The following is a 20,941-nucleotide window of genomic DNA, read 5'->3' as shown; positions in this document are numbered from 1 at the left end:
CAGCTTAAAAATTATATAATAACATCAAAATGAAAAAGATTATCAAAATTATTTCAATTTCTTTGCTTCTCTTATTCTTAAACTTTTTAAATTTAGTAAATGCCAATGAAAAAATAAAAATTGGACTGTTAGTTCCGATGACTGGAGAAAATAAAGATCTGGGATCGTCTATTATTAAGGCTGTAAGTTTAGCTGTCAAAGATATTAATAATGATTTAATTGAAATTTATCCAAAAGATACCGCGTCAAGAGCTAACCAAACTCTTAAGTCTGCTTTTGAATTAAAACAAATGGGAATAAAAATTGTTATTGGACCAATATTTCATGAAAGTTTAACTTATTTAGATGAGATGAAAGATTTAACTTTTTTATCATTAACAAATAAGACTTTAGATTTACCTGAAAATGTAATTTCTGCTGGAATAAATTCCACATCACAGTTTAATACTATAAAAAAATTTTTAGATAATAATAATTTACAAAAAACTCTTTTTTTAACACCAATTCAGAATTTTGAGTTTGAAGTCAAATATGGTGTGAAAAATTCTAAAATAAAAGTTTTTAAAAATTTTGAATATAATACTGAACCAACAAAACTTACAAAACAAATTGAGGAAATAACTGAATACAAAATTAGAAAACAAAATCTAGCAGATGAAATAAGAAGAATTAAAGAGTCAAATGAACCAAATAAAGAAAGAAAAATTAAAAGCTTGGAAAAAAGATATACAATTGGAAATGTTAATTTTGATTCAATTGTTATATCTGATTTTGATGAAAGTCTTAAAAGTGTTGCAACCTCTTTACTCTATACCGACGTATCTCCAAAAAATAAATACTTTATAACCCTTAACCAATGGTTTGATGAAAGTTTAATGGAAGAAACAAATATTCAACCAATTTATTATCCATCAATTAATAAAGAAAACTTTGATAATTATAAAATCAAATATTTTAATGCTTTCAATAAAAACCCATCCCATCTCTCACTATTAAGTTATGATTTAGTTGGTTTAGTATATTATCTTTCATTGAAATCAGATCTTTCGAAAATGGATAAATTATTTAAGAAAGAAAATTCATTTAAAGGAAAGATAGGAATTTTTGATATTAAAGATAACAAAATTAATCACAGATTAAATTTTTATAAAATAGAAAATAAAAAACTTACAGAAATCTTTTAAGCTTTTTAAAAGCTTGATAACGATGGTCCATTTTGTATTTTTGAGATGGTTTCATTTCACCAAATGTTTTAGTTTTTTTAAGTGGGATAAAAATTGGATCATAACCAAATCCATTTTTTCCCTTTGGCTCATTTGATATTCGACCCTCAACTTTGCCTACTACACAGGCAATTTTTTTATTTAAATATGAAATTGATAGAGCGCAAACAAATCTTGCTTTAATTTTTTTATTTTTCCAATTCTTATCTTTTTTATCTAACTCTCTAAATACTTTTTTAATAGCTTTGTTAAAATCCCCAGATTTTCCTCCCCATCGTGCAGAATAAATTCCGGGTCTTTTATCTAAATGATCTATCTCCAAACCAGAGTCATCAGCCAAGCATATTAAACCAGTCTTTTTAGAAAAATATTTTGATTTAATTAAGGAATTTTCCTCAAAAGTTTTTCCATTTTCAACAGGACTTTTAAGTTTAAAATTAGAATTGGAGTAAATTTTGATATAATTTGGTAATAAACTCCTAATTTCTCTTAATTTACCCTTGTTGTTGGTACCTATTAGTAATTGTTTAATTTTTTGCTCAGACATCTAGAAATAATTAAATTGCTTACCATATATGAGCTCATGGAAAAAGAAGAAAACCAAAACAATACTCTAGAAAACGAAAATCAGAATTTAGAGAAAGAAACAGAAAAAACTGATGAAAGCTCAGCAGGTGAAAACAATCAGGAAACACTTCAGGAAACCAAAGAAGAGATTAAAGAACCAACTCCAGAAGAAAAAATTGCTGAACTCGAGGATAAACTGGCACGAACTTTTGCTGAAATGGAAAATCAAAGAAGAAGGTTTGAAAAGGAAAAAGAGGATGCCTTTGAGTATGGAGGTTCTAGCTTTGCTAAAGAAGCATTAAATTTAATTGATAACTTAGATCGTTCTAAACATGTTTTAGAAAGCGATGACAAGTTAAAAGAAACAGACGCTTTAAAAAAGACACTGGAGCATTTAGAAATAATAAAGAAAGATTTAATTTCTATTTTTGAAAAAAACAATATTAAACCAATTGATTGTATTAACAAAAAACTAGATCCTAACTTTCATCAAGCAATGATGGAGATTGAAGACGACACTAAAGAAGCTGGAACAATTATTCAAGAAATTCAAAAAGGCTTCACAATTAAAGATAGACTTTTAAGACCCTCATTAGTTGGTGTCTCAAAAAAAATTACCAAAAAAGAAGAAAAAACTGAACAAAATCAAGAAAATTCAGGAGATAAATAATAGTGAGATCAACTTGTAGTTTCAAATTTAAACCCTATATGACGAAAGAGACAATAATATTATGAGCAAAATAATTGGCATAGACCTAGGAACAACCAACTCTTGTGTTGCAGTGATGGAAGGAACACAAGCTAAAGTTTTAGAAAATGCAGAAGGAGCAAGAACGACACCTTCAGTAGTTGCATTTACTGATGAAAATGAAAAATTAATAGGTCAACCTGCTAAAAGACAGGCAGTAACAAATCCTGAAAACACAATTTTTGCAGTTAAAAGATTAATCGGAAGAAATTTTGACGATCCAACAGTAAAAAAAGATGTTGAGGCTGCACCATTTAAGATAGTTAACTCTGAAAAAGGAGACGCTTGGATTGAAGCTAAAGGAGAAAAGTATTCTCCCTCACAAATCTCCGCATTCATATTACAAAAGATGAAAGAGACAGCTGAAAAATATTTAGGATCAGAAGTAACAAAAGCTGTAATTACTGTACCAGCATATTTTAACGATGCACAAAGACAAGCTACAAAAGACGCAGGTAAAATTGCAGGACTAGAAGTTTTAAGAATTATCAACGAACCAACTGCTGCATCACTAGCTTATGGTTTAGATAAAAAACAAAATAAAAAAATTGCTGTATACGATCTAGGTGGCGGAACATTTGATGTTTCTATACTTGAGCTAGGTGACGGTGTATTTGAAGTTAAATCAACTAATGGTGATACTTTTTTAGGTGGTGAAGATTTTGATAATGCTATAGTTGATTATTTAATTTCTGAATTTAAGAAAGATAATGGTATTGATCTTAAATCAGATAAACTTGCTTTACAAAGATTAAAAGAAGCGGCTGAAAAAGCAAAAATAGAATTATCATCAGCAGAGCAAACAGACATAAACTTACCGTTTATAACTGCAGATAAAACTGGTCCAAAACACATTAATTTAAAGATGACTAGAGCAAAGCTTGAGGCTTTAGTTGAGGACTTAATTGCTAGAACAATGCCTCCATGTCAGACTGCTTTAAAAGACGCAGGAATTACCGCAAGTGAGATAGATGAAGTAGTTATGGTTGGTGGTATGACTAGAATGCCAAAAGTTTTAGCAGAAGTTAAAAACTTTTTTGGAAAAGACCCTAATAAAAGTGTAAACCCTGATGAAGTAGTTGCAATGGGTGCTGCTATTCAAGCAGGAGTGTTACAAGGAGATGTTAAAGACGTTCTTTTATTAGATGTTACACCTTTATCATTAGGTATTGAAACACTTGGTGGTGTTTCAACAAAACTAATTGATAAAAATACAACAATTCCAACTAAAAAAAGCCAAGTCTTCTCAACTGCTGAAGATAATCAGCCAGCTGTTTCTATTAGAGTTTTACAAGGTGAAAGAGAAATGGCTTCTGATAACAAGTTATTAGGTAATTTTGAATTGGTAGGTATTGCTCCAGCTCCAAGAGGAGTTCCTCAAATTGAAGTTACATTTGATATTGATGCTAACGGTATTGTAAATGTTTCAGCAAAAGACAAAGGAACTGGTAAAGAACAAAAGATACAAATTCAAGCTTCTGGTGGATTAAGTGATGAAGAAATTGAAAAAATGGTCAAAGATGCTGAAGCTAACAAAGAAGCTGATAAAAAGAAAAGAGAGTCAGTTGATGTAAGAAACCAAGCAGACACTTTAATTCACTCAACAGAGAAGAACTTAAAAGAGCATGGATCAAAAATTTCAGGTACAGATAAAAAAGCGATTGAAGATGCATCATCTGCTGTAAAAGAAGCTCTAAAAGGTGAAGATATTGAAGATATTAAGAAAAAAACAGAAGCTTTAGTTCAAGCTTCAATGAAACTTGGAGAAGCAATCTACAAATCACAACAAAGTGCTAAACCAGAATCGGGAAAAGATGATGGTGAAGATAATACAGGTAAAAAAGACGAAAATGTTGTTGATGCTGATTTCGAAGAAGTAAAAGACGAGAATAAAGAAAAAAGCGCATAAACTGACATTTAATTGTCTGGGGTAATTTGATGGCTAAAAGAGACTATTATGATGTCCTAGGCGTTAACAAGAGCGCAAGTCCTGATGAACTAAAATCTGCGTATAGAAAACTAGCAGTTAAATATCATCCAGATAAAAATCCTGGTGATTCAAAAGCAGAGGAAAAATTTAAAGAAGCTAGTGAGGCTTACGGAATACTTTCAGACAAAGAAAAAAAGCAAAACTACGATAACTTTGGACATGCTGCTTTTGAAAATGGTGGTGGTAGACCGGGTGGTGGTTTTGGTGGTTTTAGTGGAGCTGATTTTTCAGATATTTTTGAAGATTTCTTTGGAGATTTTGGAGGTGGGGGAAGATCAAAAAACAGAAGATCAAATAACAGAGGTTCAGATTTAAGATACGATTTATCAATTTCGTTAGAAGAAGCTTATCACGGTAAAAAACAAGATATAAAATTTGCAACTACTGAACAGTGTGGAACTTGCAAAGGTAATGGTTCAGAACCAGGTTATTCTCCAGATAGGTGTTCTTATTGTGGAGGAAATGGAAGAATAAGATCTAACCAGGGTTTCTTTACTGTTCAACAAACTTGTCCACAATGTAATGGTAATGGTGAAGAAATTACTAATCCATGCAATGATTGTAATGGTCAGGGTAAAAAACAAACATCCAAAAAAATATCTGTAACTATTCCTAAAGGAGTAGATGATGGTACCAGAATAAGACTTGCTGGAAAGGGTGAAGCTGGTAGTAGAGGTGGTGCTACAGGTGATTTATATTTATTTATAAATGTTCATTCTCATGAACTATTTAAAAGATCGGATGAAAACCTATTTTTTGAGTTTCCGCTATCTCTTGCTGATGCAGCTCTTGGAACTACCATTGAAATACCAACAATTGATGGTGGACGAGCAAAAATAAAAATTCCAGATGGAACTCAAAATGGTAAACAATTTAGATTAAAGGGCAAAGGAATGCCATTTATGAGAAGAGGTGATTTTGGTGATTTATATGTTCAGGTAAAAACCGAGGTGCCTGTATATCTAAACAAAAAACAAAAAGAATTATTGGAACAATTTAGAGAAATAGAAAACGATAAATCAAATCCAAGTATCAAAAAATTTTTTCAAAAAGCAAAAGACTTTTGGAAGAATTAAGATATGGGTTTAGAAGAGATTATTCCATCTATAGCTTTAATATTAATACTAATTCTAATTTTACCTAGCTTCATAAAATCAAACTTTAAGAAAAAAGTATTTTTTAAAAATTTAAGTATTTGGGGTGTCATTATAATTGTTCTTATGATACTTCTATACTTTATCAATTAATGAAAAAAATTAATTTAGCTATTTCTGGTTGCATGGGTAGGATGGGTCAACAGCTCATAAAATCATCAAAAAAAAATAAAAATTTTAAATTAGTTACACTCACAGAGAACAGATTAGTTGATAAAAAATTTAATGGGATTAAACCTGAGTTAAATTCTCATAAAGCATTTAAAAAAACTGACGTAATTATTGATTTCACAGTTCCAAATTGTACGCTTGAAATACTTAGAGTAGCCTCAAAATTAAGAAAAAAAGTAGTAATTGGTACAACTGGATTTACTAGAGAACAAGAAAATCAAATTAAAAAATATTCAAAAAAAATACCAATTTTAAAAGCTGGTAATATGAGTCTTGGAGTAAATTTATTGATGTATCTAACTGAAATTGCCTCTAAATCACTAAATGAGGAATACTTGACCAAGATATTTGAAGTACACCACAAACATAAAAAAGACTACCCATCTGGTACTGCTTTAATGCTCAGTAAAGGAATTGCTGATGGAAAAAATAAAAATTTATATAATTTAATTGGTAAAAAATTCTTAAATAAAAAAACTTTTCCTTATGGAAAAAAAATTAATTTTAACTCAATTAGAAAAGGTGAAATTATTGGTGAGCACGAAGTGAAATTCTCAAGTGGAAAAGAAGTAATTACACTAAACCATGAGGCTTTTGATAGAGCACTTTATTCAGACGGAGCTTTGACGGCTTCTAAATGGTTGATGAAAAAAAAACCTGGATTATATTCTATGAGAGATTTGCTTAACTTTTCATAATGAATGAAAAACAAAAAGCAAAAATCATAATAAAAACTTTAAATAAAATATATCCTAAAGCACCTGTTCCTTTAAAAAGTAAAAATACTTTCACACTTTTAATTTCAGTCTTACTTTCAGCACAATGTACTGATGTAAATGTAAATAATGTAACAAAAGACATATATCCAAAATACTATAAGCCTGAGCACTTTGTAAAATTAGGAAGAAAAAAAATTGAAAAATTAATAAGAAAAATTGGAATTTTTAGAGTTAAAGCCAAAAGCATTTATTTAATGTCAAAACAAGTGTTGGAAAAACACAAAGGTAAAGTGCCTAAAACTTTTGAAGAACTCGAAAAACTACCCGGTGTAGGACACAAAACAGCAAGTGTAGTAATGTCCCAAGGTTTTGGATATCCAGCTTTTGCTGTTGATACTCATATTCACAGACTTGCACAACGTTGGGGTTTAACAAATGGAAAAAATGTAATTCAAACTGAAAAAGATTTAAAAAGAATATTTCCTAAAAAAACCTGGTCTAAACTTCATCTCCAAATAATCTTTTATGGTAGAGAATATTGTAAAGCAAGAGATTGTCATGGAATGAAGTGCAAAATATGTACTACTTGCTATCCAAATAGAAAAAAACCTGTTATTACCAAAAAAGCTTAATATGAAAATTTTAGGAATAGGAAACGCTATTGTGGATGTCATTTGTAAAGTTGATGACAATTTTATCAATCAAAACAACCTTACAAAAAGTACGATGAAATTATTTTTTGACGAAAATGAATTCAAAAACTTATTAACAAATCTAAAAATTGAAAAAACAGTTTCTGGAGGATCAGTTGCAAATTCAATTGTTGGTATATCTCAGCTTGGAAATAAAGCTGGCTTTATAGGAAAAATTTCAGATGATGAGTTTGGTAGTAATTATGAAGAAGGGTTAAAGAAAGAAAATGTAGAATATTTTTATTCCAAAAAAAAAGAGGAATTACCAACTGGAACATGCTTAATACTTGTGACTCCAGATTCAGAAAGAACAATGTGTACTTTCTTGGGCACAGCAGGAAAAATTAATGAAAACGATGTTAGTTCAGATGCTATAAAAAAAAGTGAAATAATATTTTTAGAAGGTTATTTGTGGGATGAAGGAGAGCCAAAGAAAGCGTTTGATAAAGCTATAAATAATGCAAATAAAGTTGCAATGTCTCTTTCAGATCAATTTTGCGTCGATAGACACAAACCTCATTTTTTAGAACTAGTTAAAAATAAAATTGATATAACTTTTGCTAATGAACAAGAAATTGCTTCATTAATTGAAGCAAAAAATTTTGAAGAAATTATTAATTTTTCAAAACAACTTAATAAATTAGTGGTTGTAACCAGAGGAGAAAAAGGTGCGATGGTAATTAATGGTAATGAAGTTGTTGAAAGTGATATACAAAAAAATCTAAAAATAATTGACCTCACGGGTGCAGGTGATCTATTTGCTGCTGGATTTCTACATGGATTTATTAATAGATTATCAATAAAAGAAAGTTTAGAAAAAGGAACAGAAATGTCATCAAAAATAATTCAACAAATTGGTGCAAGATTAAATAAAGACTAAATAAATGAATGAAAAGAATGAAATATTAAAATTATTTCCTCAGCCAGTGTTTAAATTTAAAGTCAAAGACTATGAAAATCTAAATTTAAAACTTCTAGAATATATTTATAAACTTCAAAAAAAAGATCAAAAAGGAGTTAAAAAATCAAATGTAAATGGATGGCACTCCCAACCTTTTGATTTATCTAATCCAAATGAGATTCCTAACAAATTTTTTAGTTCAATTAATATCTATATAAAAAGTGTATTTAAAAGCTATGGTTGGTTGTTCGAAGGTAACAAGGTTAAATGCACTTCAATGTGGGCAATTATTAATAAAAAAAATAATTTCAATATTGAGCATGCACATCCTAATAATTATTTAAGTGCTGCGTATTATGTAAAAGCCCCAGATAAGTGTGGAAATTTCAAAGCATCAAATCCAAATATAATTAATAGGAACATGTATCCCAAAGCTGAAGTCGCTTCAGAATTAAATTCTAATAGCGCTGTAATCAATATTAGCGAGGGAGACTTGCTAATATTTCCGGCTTATCTTCCACATTCTGTTGAAGAAAATCAGTCAAATGAAGACAGGGTGATAATAAGTTTTAATTTAGATATTCTTAGATAGTTTGTTTAGATAATATCCCTTTTTATCACTTAAAATAAAGTCTTTTCTACCAAATATATTCAATATTTTTTTTCTTAATCTATGTATATGTGTTTCAACAGTATGAGTTTCTAGTTTAGTTTCATAACGCCACACTTTCAACTCAAGTTCTTTAATACCTACACATCTCTCAAACTTATTTAAAAAATTAATCAAGTTAGCTTCTTTTTCAGTTAAATTAATAACTTTTGAATTAAATATTAGTTCTCTTGAATTTAAATTCAAAATATAATTTCCGATTATTTGATTGGAATTATTTTTTGTCTTAAGTTTAATAAATTCAATATTAATTTTTTCAATTAATTTCGAAATTTTAATAGGAAAAGTAAATTCCAAAGTATTTTTATAATTAAGATTTTTTTTCCAGGTTAATATCAGAAATTCTAGATGATTAATTTTAGATAAATCTTTAACATCAGTAAAACTGTATAAATTATAATTTAAGTCCTCTTCTAATTCTTTTAAAACTTTATATAAAATAGGAATTGAGTAAATAATTAAATTTTGTTTAATCATAAATAGTAAAATATGATAATTTTTCTTAAAAATAAAGATACACTTATAGTAGGTGATTTTAAATTTAAATGTACTGTTGGGAAAAAAGGTTTATCTACAAAAAAAAAAGAGGGTGATAAAAAAACACCAAAAGGATTATTTTCACTAGGAAATTTATACTATAGAGCTGATAGAGTAGAAATACCCTTCACAAGGCTTACTAAAAAAATAATCAAAAAAGATATGGGATGGTGTGATGATATTAATTTTCCAAGATTTTACAACAAACTTATTAAAGTAAATAAAAAAATTAAGCACGAGAAACTTTTTAGGAAAGATACTAAGTACGATATGATGATATTGATTAAGTACAATTCTATTAAACCTAAAATCCCTAATGGTAGCTGCATTTTTTTACATTTAACAAATGATTTAAAACCAACAGCGGGTTGTATTGCAATTAAAAAAAGTGATTTTTTAATACTAATTAAATTAATTAATCCAAAAACAAAAATTTTAATAAATTAACTTCTTTTACCAAAAATGTTTGATCCTATTCTTAAATAGGTAGCCGAATATTTTGAAGCTTTCAAATAATCAGCTGACATACCCATACTTAACTCTTTAAAATTATATTTTTTATTTAAAAATTCCATTTTTTTAAAATAATCTTCAGCTTCTATGTTCTGTGGGGGTATACACATCAAGCCAATTACATTTAAGTTGAGACCCAAACAATATTTATAAAAGTCATCTAATTTTTCTATTTCTATACCTGATTTTTGTTTTTCGTCTCCAATATTTACTTGTATAAAAAGTTTAATTTTTTTTTTATTTTTTTCTTCTTCAGTGGCTATTTTATTTGCTAATTTTTCACTGTCTAATGAATGAATATAATCAAAGATTTTAACTGCAAATTTGACTTTGTTAGATTGAAGCTTGCCGATCAAATGAAGCATAATATTGGAGTTCTCTTCTTTTATTTTACTCCATTTATTGATTGTTTCTTGTACTTTATTTTCTCCAAAATGAATGTGACCAAAATCAATTAATGGCATCATTTTCTCAATAGGAAATGTTTTTGAAACTGCAATAATCTTTAAGTTTTTAAAAGTAATATCATTTAAATTAAGTTTTAATTGATCTTTTATGATATTGAGATTTTTAATAGTGATATGCATAATTTTTTTAAAAAATACTTTTTCATTAATGAATTTGAACCAAATCTAATTAAAAACCAAGATAAAAATACAACCATAATCTATCGAAATTATGATGAAAAAATTGATTTAAATAAAATATTAAAAATCAAAAATTTTTGTAAAAAAAATAATATTAAATTTTTTCTATCAAATAACATAAAATTAGCTGTTAGACTTGACTTAGATGGTGCCTATATTCCATCGTTTAATAAAAATTTTAATCATTTGACCTATTCATATAAAAAAAAATTTTCCATCATTGGCTCTGCACATAATTTAAAGGAAATAAGAATTAAAGAAAGACAACAAGTTTCTAAAATAATATTATCATCAATTTTTAAGAAAAATAAAAATTATCTAGGTTTAAATAAGTTTAACAATTTCTCTAAACTTTCAAAAAAAAGAATGGTCGCTTTAGGAGGTATAGACAATAACAACTTTAGAAAAATAAATTTATTAAATATTTCTGGTTTTGCAGGAATAAGTTTTTTCAAAAAAAAGGCCCCTATGTAAGGGGCCTTTATTAATCTTAACTTTAAAATAAATTAGAATGCAAATCCTAAATTAAGTTCGTATCCTTCAACATCAGCAGCAGTTGCACTACCACCTCTGTTTTCTACTGTGTTCATATGACCAGCAATAGTTATACCACCCATTGTGTATGAAGCTGAAATACCTGAATACTCTTCATCAGATGTCCAATCACCATCATTGTATGTGTGTTCATTGTAAGATACTGAGAAATCATCAGTTACTTGGTAAGAAATACCGATAGTATCTGACTCATCAGAGTTTGTTGCAGAAGCTGCATCTGACTCAGATTGTTGGTAACCAACAGTTATTGGACCATAAGCATACTTAACGTATAAAGTGCTATCGTCAATTGGTGTACCTGCAGTAGCTTCTGTTTCACCCATTGCATATCCAATTTCTAAACCTTCAGCCATTTCTGGTTTGAAAGTTATACCGAAGTCATTGTATACACCATTGTAAGCTGCAGCACTGTTCAATAGAACTGAAGCATGAACAGTTGCACCGTTAATGCTTGGTGAGTCATATCTTATAAGATCATTTCCACCATAACCATTGATAACTGAATCAGTACCAGTTTGAGTTAGACCATCCCATGCTTCTTCATAAGCAGTTGGAGTTTTGTCGTCCATTCCACCTAATACAGAATCACCACCGTGACCAGCGTACGTAATTGTACCTGAACCATCAGTGTCTATCGTGATAGAGTGATTGTCGATCGCACCATCATCTGATTCATCACCATCTAATTGTAAACTGAAAGTTACAGTCATACCATTGTCAAGCTCACCTGAACCTGAGAAAGTTACATGGTCATCATTTGAAAATGTAGTCTTTCCATTTTCGTCTGTTGTTGTCATATAAAGGTTAGCACCACCACTAACTGTCATCTCTCCTGCACTTGCTGAGAATGCAACTAAAGATCCAGCTAAAGCTGACGCACCTAGTTTTTTTAGATTGTTCATATTAATTACTCCTTATTAGTTTTTATTATTAATAATAAACATTAGCTTTTTAACAGTTCAGTTAAATATTGAGTTAAATAATCCCTTTAAATGCTAAAAAAATAGACAGTGTGATATATTTGCCACTATATTTGTTATATTTTATCTTAATTTTATGTAAAATTACTAAAACTAGTGTAAACCATGAATAAATTTCAATGATAACAAAATTAATTAACACAAAACTATTATTAATTTTTCTGATTTCAATTTTCTTAACCAACTGTGGAGGAAAACTTGGAGGATCAGATGCAAGAAAAATTTCACCTGACCCCAAAGCTAGGGTAAAAAAAAATCTTGAAGAGGGTAAAGGTTTTAGATTAGGTGATACCCTAAATAATAAATCAGGAACAAATTATGAATTTGCATCATCAAATGAACTTTGGAGGGCTTCTTTAGACACAATTGATTTTATGCCATTGTCAACAGCAAATTACAGCGGAGGCATTATCGTAACAGATTGGTATAGCGACAATCAAGAAATTGGTGAGTCTATAAAAATTACAATAAGATTCTTAACAAACGAGGTTAGATCCGATGCAATTAATGTTAAAGTTTTTTATAAAAAATGTGAGAGTACATTAAATTGTAAAATAAGTGAGTCCAAAAGCACTTTAAGAGAAGAGTTAACAAGATCAATTTTAAAAAAAGCAGCACTTTATAAAAAACAGAATGATGCGGAAAATTTTGTTCCTTATACTGATCCAAAAAATACTAAAGGACTTTAAAAATTAAATATCAGTGTCCAAAGAAAGATATAACTTTAAATTAATTGAAGATAAGTGGCAAAAGGTTTGGTCTGAGCAAAAATCTTTTAAAGCAGAAATAAAAAAAGATAAAAAAAAATTTTATTGCCTAGAAATGTTTCCATACCCTTCAGGAAAAATTCATATGGGTCATGTAAGAAATTATACTATTGGTGATGTGTTAGCGAGATACAAGAATTTAAAAGGATACAATGTCTTACATCCAATGGGATGGGATTCTTTTGGTATGCCAGCAGAAAATGCTGCAAGACAAAATAACTTGGATCCGAAAAGTTGGACAGAAGAAAATATATCCAATATGAAATCACAACTAAAAAGGCTGGGATTATCTATTGATTGGGATAGAGAAATCTCAACATGCTCCTCTGATTACTATAAACACCAACAAGAATTTTTTTTAGAATTATACGATAAAGGATTAGTTTATAGGAAAGAACAATATGTTAATTGGGATCCAATAGACCAAACCGTATTAGCCAATGAACAGGTCATAGATGGAAAAGGCTGGAGATCAGGCGCCATTGTTGAGAGAAAAAAGTTAAATCAATGGTTTTTTAAAATATCTAAATTTTCAAATGAACTCTTAGAAAATTTAGATCATTTGGAAAAATGGCCAAATAAAGTAAAAGTTATGCAAAAAAACTGGATTGGAAAATCTGTGGGATGTGAAATTGATTTCAAAATTGAACCAAAGAATAAACTGAATCATATTAAATGTTTCACTACAAGACCAGACACTTTATTTGGAATGTCCTTCCTAGCTTTGTCAGTAGATCATCCTCTATCAGATAATTATTTAGAAAATAAAGAATTTTTAGAATTTAAGAAAGAGTGTTCTAGGGTCGGCACTACAGAGGAGGCAATAGCAAATGCCGAAAAAATTGGTTTTAAAACTAACTTGTATGCAATTAATCCTTTTAATGATGAAAAAGTACCAATTTATTTTGCAAATTTCGTTATAATGGATTACGGACATGGCGCAGTTTTTGGTTGTCCCGCACATGACCAAAGAGATTTTGAATTTGCACAAAAATATAATTTAAGAATTAAGCCTGTAGTAACGCCAAATTTAAATGATAAAAATTTTGAGGTTACAAATGAAGCATATACAGGTGAAGGTTTTATTTTTAACTCTTCTTTTTTAAATGGCTTGAAGTATCCGCAAGAATCAGTTTTAAAAACAATTGAATATTTAGAAAAAAACAAAATTGGTAATAAAAAAATAAACTACAGGCTTAAAGATTGGGGTGTATCTAGACAAAGGTACTGGGGATGCCCAATCCCAATTGTATATGATCAAGAAGGTAATCCTCATAAGGTACCAAAAGAAGATCTACCAATTAAATTACCAAAAATAAGTAAATTAAAACCCACTGGCAATTCATTAGATGAGGAAGTTGATTGGAAATATATAAATATAAATGGAAAAAAATTCATTAGAGAGACAGATACGTTAGATACGTTTGTAGATTCCTCTTGGTATTTTTTAAGATTTTGCTCGCCTAATAATAAAAAATATGGATTTAAATTAGAGGAAGCAAATTATTGGATGCCTGTAGATCAATATATTGGCGGAGTTGAACATGCGATTTTACATCTACTCTACTCAAGATTTTTCATGCAAGCCTTATCCTTTAAAAATGAAACATTTAATTTTAAAGAACCATTTAAGGGCCTTTTCACCCAAGGAATGGTTTGCCATGAAACATACAAAGATAATAAAAATAATTGGATAAGTCCTGATGAAATAATTTCAATCAGTGGTGAAAATTTTCTAAAAAGAGACCAATCAGTTAAGATTACAACTGGACCGTCTGAGTCTATGTCTAAATCAAAAAAAAACACAATAGATCCAGAAAAGATCATAAATAATTTTGGAGCTGACTCTGTCAGACTTTTTATTCTTTCGGATAGTCCGCCAGAAAAGGATGTGCAATGGTCAGACGATGGTATAGAAGCTGCACATAGATTTGTATTAAAATTATGGTCATTACATTGTAAAATCAAAAAAGAAATTGAAAAAGATCACGATATTGAGGAAGGACAAAATTTAAATAAAATTACAAATATTTTTATAAAAAAAATCACAGATTCTTTTGAAAACTTTAATTATAATAAATCAATTGCAAGTATATATGAAATTTACAATTCACTTAATAAAGAAATAAATTCGAAGTATAAAAAAAATACTTTATTAAACAATTATAAAAAAATAATAATCTGTCTAAACCCTGTTTTGCCACATTTAAGTAGTGAAATTTTAGAAGAATTAAACTTAATAGACAATTATAGTTGGCCAATTCATGAAGATAAATATTTGGTTGAAAAAGATATATTTTACGTAATTCAAATTAATGGCAAAAAGAGATCTCTAATTAAATCATCAAAAAATATAAGTGAGGATGAAATTTTTGAAATGATACTGAAAGATGATAAAATTAACAAATATTTTAAAGATAAAAATATTAAAAGAAAAATATTTGTCCCAGGAAAATTAATAAACTTAATATTATAAATAATGAAAAATTTTAAATTTATATATCTTGTTATTTTTCTTTTTTTATTTAGCTGTGGTTACTCTCCGATTTATACATCAAGTGACAATAAAGATTTTAATATCAAAATTATAAATACAAATGGAAATAATGAAATTAATAATTTGTTCTTAAAAAAACTTGAAGTTTATAAAAATGAAAATAGTGATAAAGACTTTAACATTATAATAAACTCCTTTTATAATAAAAAAATATTATCAAAAAATGAAAAAGGTGATGCTACAAATTATAGATTAATTTTAGAAGTTAAAATAAATACTAATATTAATAACGAAAATATTAATTTAAACTACAGAGAAACTTTTGATATGAAGAAACAAGCTGAAATATTTGAAGAGGAAAGATATGAAAAATTAATTAAAAACAATATGATCACATCAATTGTGAGAAAACTTTTGAGCACCTTAAGTCAGCAGAAATGATATATAAACCTTATCATTTAACTAGTGAGATTGTAAATAAAAGTAAACTTTGTTTATTATACGGAAAAAATGAAGGTCACAAGAATGAAATTATTTCATCTGTAACTAAAAAGAATAAAAATATATCAAACTATGATGAAAGAGAAATTATAGAAAATTCATCTCAGTTTTTAGAAAATTTATTTAATCAGTCTTTATTTGATAATAAAAAATTTATTATAATTAAAAGAGCAACTGATAAAATACTTAAAGTTATTGAAGAAATTGAAAAAAAAAATATAGATGAAACAACAATTTTAATTTGTTCAGATGTTTTAGAAAAAAAATCAAAGTTAAGAAAATTTTTTGAAAAAAGCAAAGAAAACCTTTGCATACCTTTTTATCCAGACAACAATCAAACACTGGTAAAAATTTCCACTGACTATTTAAAAAATAAAAAAATACAAATGTCTCAAGTAAATATTAATTTGATTGTAAGTAAATGCAATGGTGATAGAGAAAAATTATTTAACGAATTAAACAAAATTGAAAACTACTCATTAAATGGCAAAAAACTTGATAGTCATAATATTTCTAAACTAATCAATTTATCCGAAGATCATAATATTTCGGATCTTATTGACAACTGTCTTGCAAAAAATAAGAAAAGGACAATTACTATTTTAAATGAAAACAACTTTGTTAGTGAAGATTGTATCGTAATTGCAAGAACTTTTCTAATTAAACTAAAAAAAATACTTATACTTTCTAGTGAATTTAAAAATAATAATAATATTGATTTAACAATATCAGGTGCAAAACCACCAATTTTTTGGAAAGATAAAGAAATTGTTAAACAACAAATATTCAATTGGGGACCAGAAAAAATAAAAAAGTTAATTTATAAAATTAGCGAAATTGAGTTTCTTATTAAGAAAAATATGCAAAATTCTGTTAATTTGATAAGAGATTTTATATTAGAACAATTAAACTCTAAAACTAATAATTAGATTTTATAATATCTATTATTTTATTTAACTGATCTAGATCTTTGTATTCAAAAGAAATTTTTCCCTTATTTCTTTTATTATTTTTTATATCAACATTTAATCCAATTTTATTTGATATTGATAATTCAAGTGCAATAATATTTGTATCTTTTGATAAATTAGTTTTTTTTTTATTTTTGAAAATTTTAACAAAATTTTCTGCTTGTCTAACAGATAATTTTTTTTCAATAATTTTATTTGCAACAAAGCTGGCATTATCAAGACCAACCAAAATTTTAGCATGTCCAGTTGATAATTTTTGCGTTTCAATTAATTTTATTACATCATCTGGCAAATTTAATAACCTCAAAGAATTAGTGATGTAACTTCTACTTTTACCAATAAATTTTGATACCTTTTCTTGATCATAAGAAAATTCATCAATTAATCTTTTATAACCTTGAGCTTCCTCTAGAGGGTTTAGATCGTGCCTTTGAACATTTTCTACAATTGCAAATTCTAAAGACTTTAAATCGTCAGCATCAGTAATAACAACAGGAACATTATGTAGACCTGCCCTTTGTGCTGCAAGCCACCTTCTCTCTCCTGCTATTATTTCAAATTTACCTTCAGCATAATTTGATTTTCTAACAATAATTGGTTGTATCATTCCCCTTTCTTTAATTGAGTTTGTCAAATCAATTAAATTATTCTCATCAAATGTTTTTCTTGGTTGATATTTATTTGGAACAAGGTCACTAATTTGTACTTCATTGTTCTGTGACTCTACTTTTGCTTCACCAATCAATGATGATAAACCTCTCCCCAGACCCTTTTTAATTTTATCCATTAAGCAGCACTTCCTATTGTTGACTCTTGATTTATAAATTCATCTGTAAAACTAAAATATGATTTACTTCCTGGACATGATTTATCATAAATTAAAACTGGCATTCCATGTGAAGGTGCTTCTGATAATCTAACATTCCTTGGTATTACTGTTGTATAAACTTTTTCATTAAAATAATTTCTTGCTTCTTTTTCAACTTGCGAGGATAATTTATTTCTTTTGTCATACATTGTTAAAAGTATACCTCTAATTTTTAATTCTGGGTTTAGATTTACCTTTATTCTTTCGATTGTCTTCATAAGCTGAGTAAGGCCCTCAAGAGCAAAAAATTCTGTCTGCAACGGAACTAGGAGAGATCCTGAACACACTAGTGCCATGACAGTTAACAGGCTAAGAGAAGGCGGGCAGTCTATAAGTATATAATCATAGGACCCTCTAGAATCATTTAAATAAGCTGCTAATTTACGCTTTAAAATAAAGGCTCTATTTGTATCATCAGCTGTTTCAACTTCCAATCCTGATAAATCAACATTAGAAGTTACTAAATCCAAATTTTCAAACTGTGTTTTCTTGATTACTTGATAAATTTCTTTAGTTCCATTCAAGACTCCATAGATTGTATCGCTTGAGTTTTCCATATTAGATAATCCAAGACCTGTAGTCGCATTTCCCTGAGGATCTAGGTCTATAACTAAAATTTTTTTATTATGTTGTGATAATCCGGCTGCAAGATTTATTACTGTTGTAGTTTTTCCTACCCCACCCTTTTGATTTATGACTGAAATAATTTGCATGTGATTTTTTTCAATTTCTTTTTAATTTTTTTTTTTAATTTTTTTTATATTTATCAAAAAAGAGTCCTTACTAGTTAAACTTTTCTTTTCTATATATTCTAAATTCCATTTTTTTTTTGAATTTTCAAAAACTTTTTTTCCACTTTTACCCATAAAAAAAATTAAATTTTTATATTTAGAAAAATTTTCATAAACTAAATCTAAAACTACTGGCATAGGTTTAAAAGCCCTCGACATAATTGTTCCTGTCTCTAAATTTTTTATCTCAAAAATATTTTTTTGAAAAACTTTTGTATTCAAATTTAATTTTTCTGAGACTTCTTTTAAAAAATGGCTTTTATGGTAGCTTTTTTCATACAAATGCACATTCATTTTATTTTTCATGTTTTTTAGTATAATTGCCACTATAATTCCTGGTAAACCAGCTCCAGAGCCTAAATCTGTGGTCGTATTGCAATTTAAATCAACAAAATCAATTATTTGTGCAGAATCAATAATATGACGCTCTATTATTGCATTTTTTGATGCTGTATTTTGACCAATTATGTTTATTTCTTTATTTTTTTCCAGAATCAGAGATATATAGTTTTCAAAGTCTAAAAATGTTTCACGTGAAACATTTAGATCATTAAGTCTAGAGTAAGAATTTAAAATTTCTTGATCCATTAAGCTATATGCTTAATAGACTTTCTTTTTACGTGTGACAACAAAATATATACAGCTGCTGGGGTTATTCCATCAATTCTTAAAGCTTGACCCATAGTTTTAGGCTTTATTTCTTTAAATTTAGCTTTAACTTCATTAGATAAGCCTGAAAGTCCATCATAATTAATTTTATCAGGAATAATTAAATTCTCATCCCTCTTAAATGCTAAAATATCTGCTTTTTGCTTCTTTAAATATCCTCTATAATGAGCATTAATTTCTACTTGTTCATCAATTTCTTTAGTAAAATAGGGTATTTCAGGCCATATTTCTCTAATTTTATTCATATTTACGTCTTTTTGAGTTAGCACCTCATTTGAAGATCTCAATATTCCATCTTTTGCTATTTTAATCCCAAATTTTTCTGCTTTAGATGGAGAAATACTAGACTTATTCATTTTTAAATTAATTTTTTTGATTTTTTCAAATTTATCCAAATATAAAGCTTTTCTTTTCTTTCCAATTAAACCAATTTCTATTCCCTTAGCTGTTAATCTTTGATCTGCATTATCTGCTCTCAAACTTAATCGATATTCTGCTCTTGAAGTAAACATACGGTATGGCTCCGCAACTCCCTTAGTCACTAAATCATCAATCATTACACCAATATAAGCATCAGATCTATCAAGTATAAAAGGCTCAAAATTTTTAACAGATAAAGCTGCATTTATACCAGCTATAAGGCCTTGCGCAGCTGCTTCTTCATATCCTGTTGTTCCGTTAATCTGTCCAGCAAGATAAAGATTGCTAATCTTCTTAGTTTCAAGGGTCAAGAATAGTTCACGTGGATCTATATAGTCATATTCTATAGCATATCCTGGTCTTATAATAGTAACATTCTCTAAACCATTGATATTATTACATATTTCTTGCTGTACTTCTGTTGGGAGGGATGTGGAGATACCATTTGGGTAAATTGTGTGATCATTAAGACCTTCTGGCTCTAAAAAAATCTGATGACGAACTTTATCTGCAAATTTTACTATCTTATCTTCTATAGATGGACAATATCTTGGACCTACTCCCTTTATATTACCTGAGTACATTGCACTTTTAGATAAATTTTTTTCTATAATTTTATGAACCTTCTCATTGGTATAAGTCATTCGACATGACACTTGTTTGTTTAAATTTTTTTTAGTCAGGAAAGAAAAAAAATAAGGATCATCATCTGCAAATTGTTCTTCAAGGTTTTTAAAATTTATCGTTCTTGCATCTAGTCTTGGAGGCGTTCCAGTTTTTAATCTTCCAATTTTAAAATCATATTTTGCTAATTGTTCACTTAAACCTGTTGAAGGCTTTTCATCATACCTACCTGCTGGTGTTCTTTCATCACCTATATGTATCAAACCATTTAAAAAAGTTCCTGTAGTTAGTATTAACTTGTTGCATAATACTTTTTTACCCTCTTTAGTTTCAAAACCGCTTATAGTGTTTTTATTAAAAGTAAACTTTATTACAGGATCTGAAAAAATGCTTAAATTACAGTAGTTTATAAGTTTTTCTTGCATAAATTTACGGTAAAGCGCTCTATCTGATTGTGTTCTTGGTCCACGTACTGCCGGACCTCTGCTTCTATTTAATAATCTAAATTGTATGCCTGATTTATCTGCAACATCTCCCATAACACCATCAAGTGCATCTATTTCTCGAACTAAATGACCTTTACCCAAACCACCAATTGCAGGGTTACATGACATCTCACCAATAGTTTCTATTTTATGGGTGAATAGGGCAGTGTTAACTCCTAGTCGAGCAGAAGCAGCAGCTGCCTCGCATCCTGCATGACCTCCACCAATTACAACTACATCAAATGACAAATCATTTTTCATGGGTTGAATTTATATGTGAA

General features: G+C 28.4%; 22 protein-coding genes. 14 read left to right on the top strand and 8 right to left on the bottom strand.

What is annotated here, in order from left to right:
- Positions 1 to 29: 29 nt before the first annotated feature.
- The gene (locus ACTTBK_RS06590) at positions 30 to 1,184 is read left to right on the top strand and encodes an ABC transporter substrate-binding protein (protein ID WP_440619223.1); all 1,155 of its coding nucleotides are present in this window, start codon (positions 30 to 32) and stop codon (positions 1,182 to 1,184) included.
- Here ACTTBK_RS06590 and rdgB read toward each other — a convergent pair.
- Positions 1,168 to 1,770 (bottom strand): RdgB/HAM1 family non-canonical purine NTP pyrophosphatase, encoded by a 603-nt coding sequence (rdgB, locus tag ACTTBK_RS06585; RefSeq protein ID WP_440619221.1) that lies wholly within the window; start codon positions 1,768 to 1,770, stop codon positions 1,168 to 1,170. The genes ACTTBK_RS06590 and rdgB overlap by 17 nt on opposite strands.
- A gap of 36 nt (positions 1,771 to 1,806) precedes the next feature.
- Here rdgB and ACTTBK_RS06580 point away from each other — a divergent pair, with 36 nt between their 5' ends.
- From ACTTBK_RS06580 to ACTTBK_RS06550, 7 genes are all read left to right on the top strand, one after another.
- Positions 1,807 to 2,460: a nucleotide exchange factor GrpE gene (locus tag ACTTBK_RS06580; RefSeq protein ID WP_440619220.1), complete on the top strand. Its 654-nt coding sequence runs from the start codon at positions 1,807 to 1,809 to the stop codon at positions 2,458 to 2,460.
- Positions 2,461 to 2,521: 61 nt separating this feature from the next.
- Positions 2,522 to 4,447, top strand: a complete 1,926-nt coding sequence (gene dnaK, locus ACTTBK_RS06575; RefSeq protein ID WP_440619219.1) for a molecular chaperone DnaK — start codon at positions 2,522 to 2,524, stop codon at positions 4,445 to 4,447.
- 29 nt (positions 4,448 to 4,476) lie between these two features.
- Positions 4,477 to 5,604: a molecular chaperone DnaJ gene (dnaJ, locus tag ACTTBK_RS06570; RefSeq protein ID WP_440619217.1), complete on the top strand. Its 1,128-nt coding sequence runs from the start codon at positions 4,477 to 4,479 to the stop codon at positions 5,602 to 5,604.
- A gap of 170 nt (positions 5,605 to 5,774) precedes the next feature.
- Positions 5,775 to 6,551: a 4-hydroxy-tetrahydrodipicolinate reductase gene (gene dapB, locus ACTTBK_RS06565; protein ID WP_440619216.1), complete on the top strand. Its 777-nt coding sequence runs from the start codon at positions 5,775 to 5,777 to the stop codon at positions 6,549 to 6,551.
- On the top strand, positions 6,551 to 7,204 hold the full coding sequence (gene nth / locus ACTTBK_RS06560) for an endonuclease III (protein ID WP_440619214.1): 654 nt from the start codon (positions 6,551 to 6,553) through the stop codon (positions 7,202 to 7,204). The genes dapB and nth overlap by 1 nt, the downstream gene beginning before the upstream one ends.
- A gap of 1 nt (position 7,205) precedes the next feature.
- Positions 7,206 to 8,144 carry an adenosine kinase gene (locus ACTTBK_RS06555; RefSeq protein WP_440619213.1) on the top strand — a complete coding sequence of 313 codons (939 nt, stop codon included), beginning with the start codon at positions 7,206 to 7,208 and terminating at the stop codon, positions 8,142 to 8,144.
- Positions 8,145 to 8,148: 4 nt separating this feature from the next.
- Positions 8,149 to 8,757 (top strand): TIGR02466 family protein, encoded by a 609-nt coding sequence (locus tag ACTTBK_RS06550; RefSeq protein WP_440619212.1) that lies wholly within the window; start codon positions 8,149 to 8,151, stop codon positions 8,755 to 8,757.
- On the opposite strand, the gene ACTTBK_RS06545 is transcribed toward ACTTBK_RS06550, so the two are convergent.
- Positions 8,740 to 9,312, bottom strand: coding sequence for a winged helix-turn-helix domain-containing protein (locus ACTTBK_RS06545; RefSeq protein ID WP_440619210.1), 573 nt, complete (start codon positions 9,310 to 9,312; stop codon positions 8,740 to 8,742). The two genes, ACTTBK_RS06550 and ACTTBK_RS06545, sit on opposite strands and share 18 nt — an antisense overlap.
- Positions 9,313 to 9,324: 12 nt before the next feature.
- On the opposite strand from ACTTBK_RS06545, the gene ACTTBK_RS06540 reads away from it, so the two are divergent.
- Complete coding sequence (locus tag ACTTBK_RS06540; RefSeq protein WP_440619209.1) at positions 9,325 to 9,819, top strand: L,D-transpeptidase family protein; 495 nt, start codon at positions 9,325 to 9,327, stop codon at positions 9,817 to 9,819.
- On the opposite strand, the gene ACTTBK_RS06535 is transcribed toward ACTTBK_RS06540, so the two are convergent.
- On the bottom strand, positions 9,816 to 10,472 hold the full coding sequence (locus ACTTBK_RS06535) for a YggS family pyridoxal phosphate-dependent enzyme (protein ID WP_440619207.1): 657 nt from the start codon (positions 10,470 to 10,472) through the stop codon (positions 9,816 to 9,818). The genes ACTTBK_RS06540 and ACTTBK_RS06535 overlap by 4 nt on opposite strands.
- Here ACTTBK_RS06535 and ACTTBK_RS06530 point away from each other — a divergent pair.
- The gene (locus tag ACTTBK_RS06530; protein ID WP_440619206.1) at positions 10,467 to 11,006 is read left to right on the top strand and encodes a thiamine phosphate synthase; all 540 of its coding nucleotides are present in this window, start codon (positions 10,467 to 10,469) and stop codon (positions 11,004 to 11,006) included. The genes ACTTBK_RS06535 and ACTTBK_RS06530 overlap by 6 nt on opposite strands.
- A gap of 32 nt (positions 11,007 to 11,038) precedes the next feature.
- Here the strand turns inward: ACTTBK_RS06530 and ACTTBK_RS06525 are convergent, their stop codons facing one another.
- Entirely contained in the window at positions 11,039 to 11,989 is a 951-nt protein-coding gene (locus ACTTBK_RS06525) for a porin (RefSeq protein WP_440619205.1), read from the bottom strand.
- A gap of 197 nt (positions 11,990 to 12,186) precedes the next feature.
- Here ACTTBK_RS06525 and ACTTBK_RS06520 point away from each other — a divergent pair, with 197 nt between their 5' ends.
- From ACTTBK_RS06520 to holA, 4 genes are read left to right on the top strand one after another with little or no spacing between them, the layout of a single operon-like run.
- Entirely contained in the window at positions 12,187 to 12,756 is a 570-nt protein-coding gene (locus ACTTBK_RS06520) for a DUF3576 domain-containing protein (RefSeq protein ID WP_440619204.1), read from the top strand.
- 13 nt (positions 12,757 to 12,769) lie between these two features.
- The gene (gene leuS / locus ACTTBK_RS06515; protein ID WP_440619203.1) at positions 12,770 to 15,310 is read left to right on the top strand and encodes a leucine--tRNA ligase; all 2,541 of its coding nucleotides are present in this window, start codon (positions 12,770 to 12,772) and stop codon (positions 15,308 to 15,310) included.
- Positions 15,311 to 15,313: 3 nt separating this feature from the next.
- Positions 15,314 to 15,772: a hypothetical protein gene (locus tag ACTTBK_RS06510; protein WP_440619201.1), complete on the top strand. Its 459-nt coding sequence runs from the start codon at positions 15,314 to 15,316 to the stop codon at positions 15,770 to 15,772.
- Complete coding sequence (gene holA / locus ACTTBK_RS06505; protein WP_440619199.1) at positions 15,769 to 16,761, top strand: DNA polymerase III subunit delta; 993 nt, start codon at positions 15,769 to 15,771, stop codon at positions 16,759 to 16,761. Before ACTTBK_RS06510 ends, holA begins: the two co-directional genes overlap by 4 nt.
- On the opposite strand, the gene ACTTBK_RS06500 is transcribed toward holA, so the two are convergent.
- The 4 genes from ACTTBK_RS06500 to mnmG are packed head-to-tail and all read right to left on the bottom strand — an operon-like array spanning position 16,751 to position 20,921.
- A complete protein-coding gene (locus tag ACTTBK_RS06500) occupies positions 16,751 to 17,590 on the bottom strand; it encodes a ParB/RepB/Spo0J family partition protein (RefSeq protein WP_440619197.1) in 840 nt (279 codons plus the stop codon). The genes holA and ACTTBK_RS06500 overlap by 11 nt on opposite strands.
- Positions 17,590 to 18,384, bottom strand: a complete 795-nt coding sequence (locus tag ACTTBK_RS06495) for a ParA family protein (protein ID WP_440619196.1) — start codon at positions 18,382 to 18,384, stop codon at positions 17,590 to 17,592. Before ACTTBK_RS06495 ends, ACTTBK_RS06500 begins: the two co-directional genes overlap by 1 nt.
- A 21-nt stretch (positions 18,385 to 18,405) precedes the next feature.
- Complete coding sequence (locus ACTTBK_RS06490) at positions 18,406 to 19,050, bottom strand: 16S rRNA (guanine(527)-N(7))-methyltransferase RsmG (RefSeq protein ID WP_440619194.1); 645 nt, start codon at positions 19,048 to 19,050, stop codon at positions 18,406 to 18,408.
- Complete coding sequence (gene mnmG / locus ACTTBK_RS06485; RefSeq protein ID WP_440619192.1) at positions 19,050 to 20,921, bottom strand: tRNA uridine-5-carboxymethylaminomethyl(34) synthesis enzyme MnmG; 1,872 nt, start codon at positions 20,919 to 20,921, stop codon at positions 19,050 to 19,052. The genes ACTTBK_RS06490 and mnmG overlap by 1 nt, the downstream gene beginning before the upstream one ends.
- Between the last annotated feature and the right edge of the window lie 20 nt (positions 20,922 to 20,941).

Source organism: Candidatus Pelagibacter sp. HIMB1493, assembly GCF_052047995.1.
Lineage (GTDB): Bacteria > Pseudomonadota > Alphaproteobacteria > Pelagibacterales > Pelagibacteraceae > Pelagibacter.
Note: the sequence above shows the minus strand (reverse complement) of the source record. Positions and strands in the feature narration are given on the sequence as shown.

Bases quoted from the DNA above. Each gene is read 5' to 3' on its own strand.
- ACTTBK_RS06590 (WP_440619223.1), top strand. From the start codon at position 30: ATGAAAAAGATTATCAAAATTATTTCAATTTCTTTGCTTCTCTTATTC.
- rdgB (WP_440619221.1), bottom strand. From the start codon at position 1,770: ATGTCTGAGCAAAAAATTAAACAATTACTAATAGGTACCAACAACAAG.
- ACTTBK_RS06580 (WP_440619220.1), top strand. From the start codon at position 1,807: ATGGAAAAAGAAGAAAACCAAAACAATACTCTAGAAAACGAAAATCAG.
- dnaK (WP_440619219.1), top strand. From the start codon at position 2,522: ATGAGCAAAATAATTGGCATAGACCTAGGAACAACCAACTCTTGTGTT.
- dnaJ (WP_440619217.1), top strand. From the start codon at position 4,477: ATGGCTAAAAGAGACTATTATGATGTCCTAGGCGTTAACAAGAGCGCA.
- dapB (WP_440619216.1), top strand. From the start codon at position 5,775: ATGAAAAAAATTAATTTAGCTATTTCTGGTTGCATGGGTAGGATGGGT.
- nth (WP_440619214.1), top strand. From the start codon at position 6,551: ATGAATGAAAAACAAAAAGCAAAAATCATAATAAAAACTTTAAATAAA.
- ACTTBK_RS06555 (WP_440619213.1), top strand. From the start codon at position 7,206: ATGAAAATTTTAGGAATAGGAAACGCTATTGTGGATGTCATTTGTAAA.
- ACTTBK_RS06550 (WP_440619212.1), top strand. From the start codon at position 8,149: ATGAATGAAAAGAATGAAATATTAAAATTATTTCCTCAGCCAGTGTTT.
- ACTTBK_RS06545 (WP_440619210.1), bottom strand. From the start codon at position 9,312: ATGATTAAACAAAATTTAATTATTTACTCAATTCCTATTTTATATAAA.
- ACTTBK_RS06540 (WP_440619209.1), top strand. From the start codon at position 9,325: ATGATAATTTTTCTTAAAAATAAAGATACACTTATAGTAGGTGATTTT.
- ACTTBK_RS06530 (WP_440619206.1), top strand. From the start codon at position 10,467: ATGCATAATTTTTTTAAAAAATACTTTTTCATTAATGAATTTGAACCA.
- ACTTBK_RS06535 (WP_440619207.1), bottom strand. From the start codon at position 10,472: ATGCATATCACTATTAAAAATCTCAATATCATAAAAGATCAATTAAAA.
- ACTTBK_RS06525 (WP_440619205.1), bottom strand. From the start codon at position 11,989: ATGAACAATCTAAAAAAACTAGGTGCGTCAGCTTTAGCTGGATCTTTA.
- ACTTBK_RS06520 (WP_440619204.1), top strand. From the start codon at position 12,187: ATGATAACAAAATTAATTAACACAAAACTATTATTAATTTTTCTGATT.
- ACTTBK_RS06510 (WP_440619201.1), top strand. From the start codon at position 15,314: ATGAAAAATTTTAAATTTATATATCTTGTTATTTTTCTTTTTTTATTT.
- holA (WP_440619199.1), top strand. From the start codon at position 15,769: ATGATATATAAACCTTATCATTTAACTAGTGAGATTGTAAATAAAAGT.
- ACTTBK_RS06500 (WP_440619197.1), bottom strand. From the start codon at position 17,590: ATGGATAAAATTAAAAAGGGTCTGGGGAGAGGTTTATCATCATTGATT.
- ACTTBK_RS06495 (WP_440619196.1), bottom strand. From the start codon at position 18,384: ATGCAAATTATTTCAGTCATAAATCAAAAGGGTGGGGTAGGAAAAACT.
- ACTTBK_RS06490 (WP_440619194.1), bottom strand. From the start codon at position 19,050: ATGGATCAAGAAATTTTAAATTCTTACTCTAGACTTAATGATCTAAAT.
- mnmG (WP_440619192.1), bottom strand. From the start codon at position 20,921: ATGAAAAATGATTTGTCATTTGATGTAGTTGTAATTGGTGGAGGTCAT.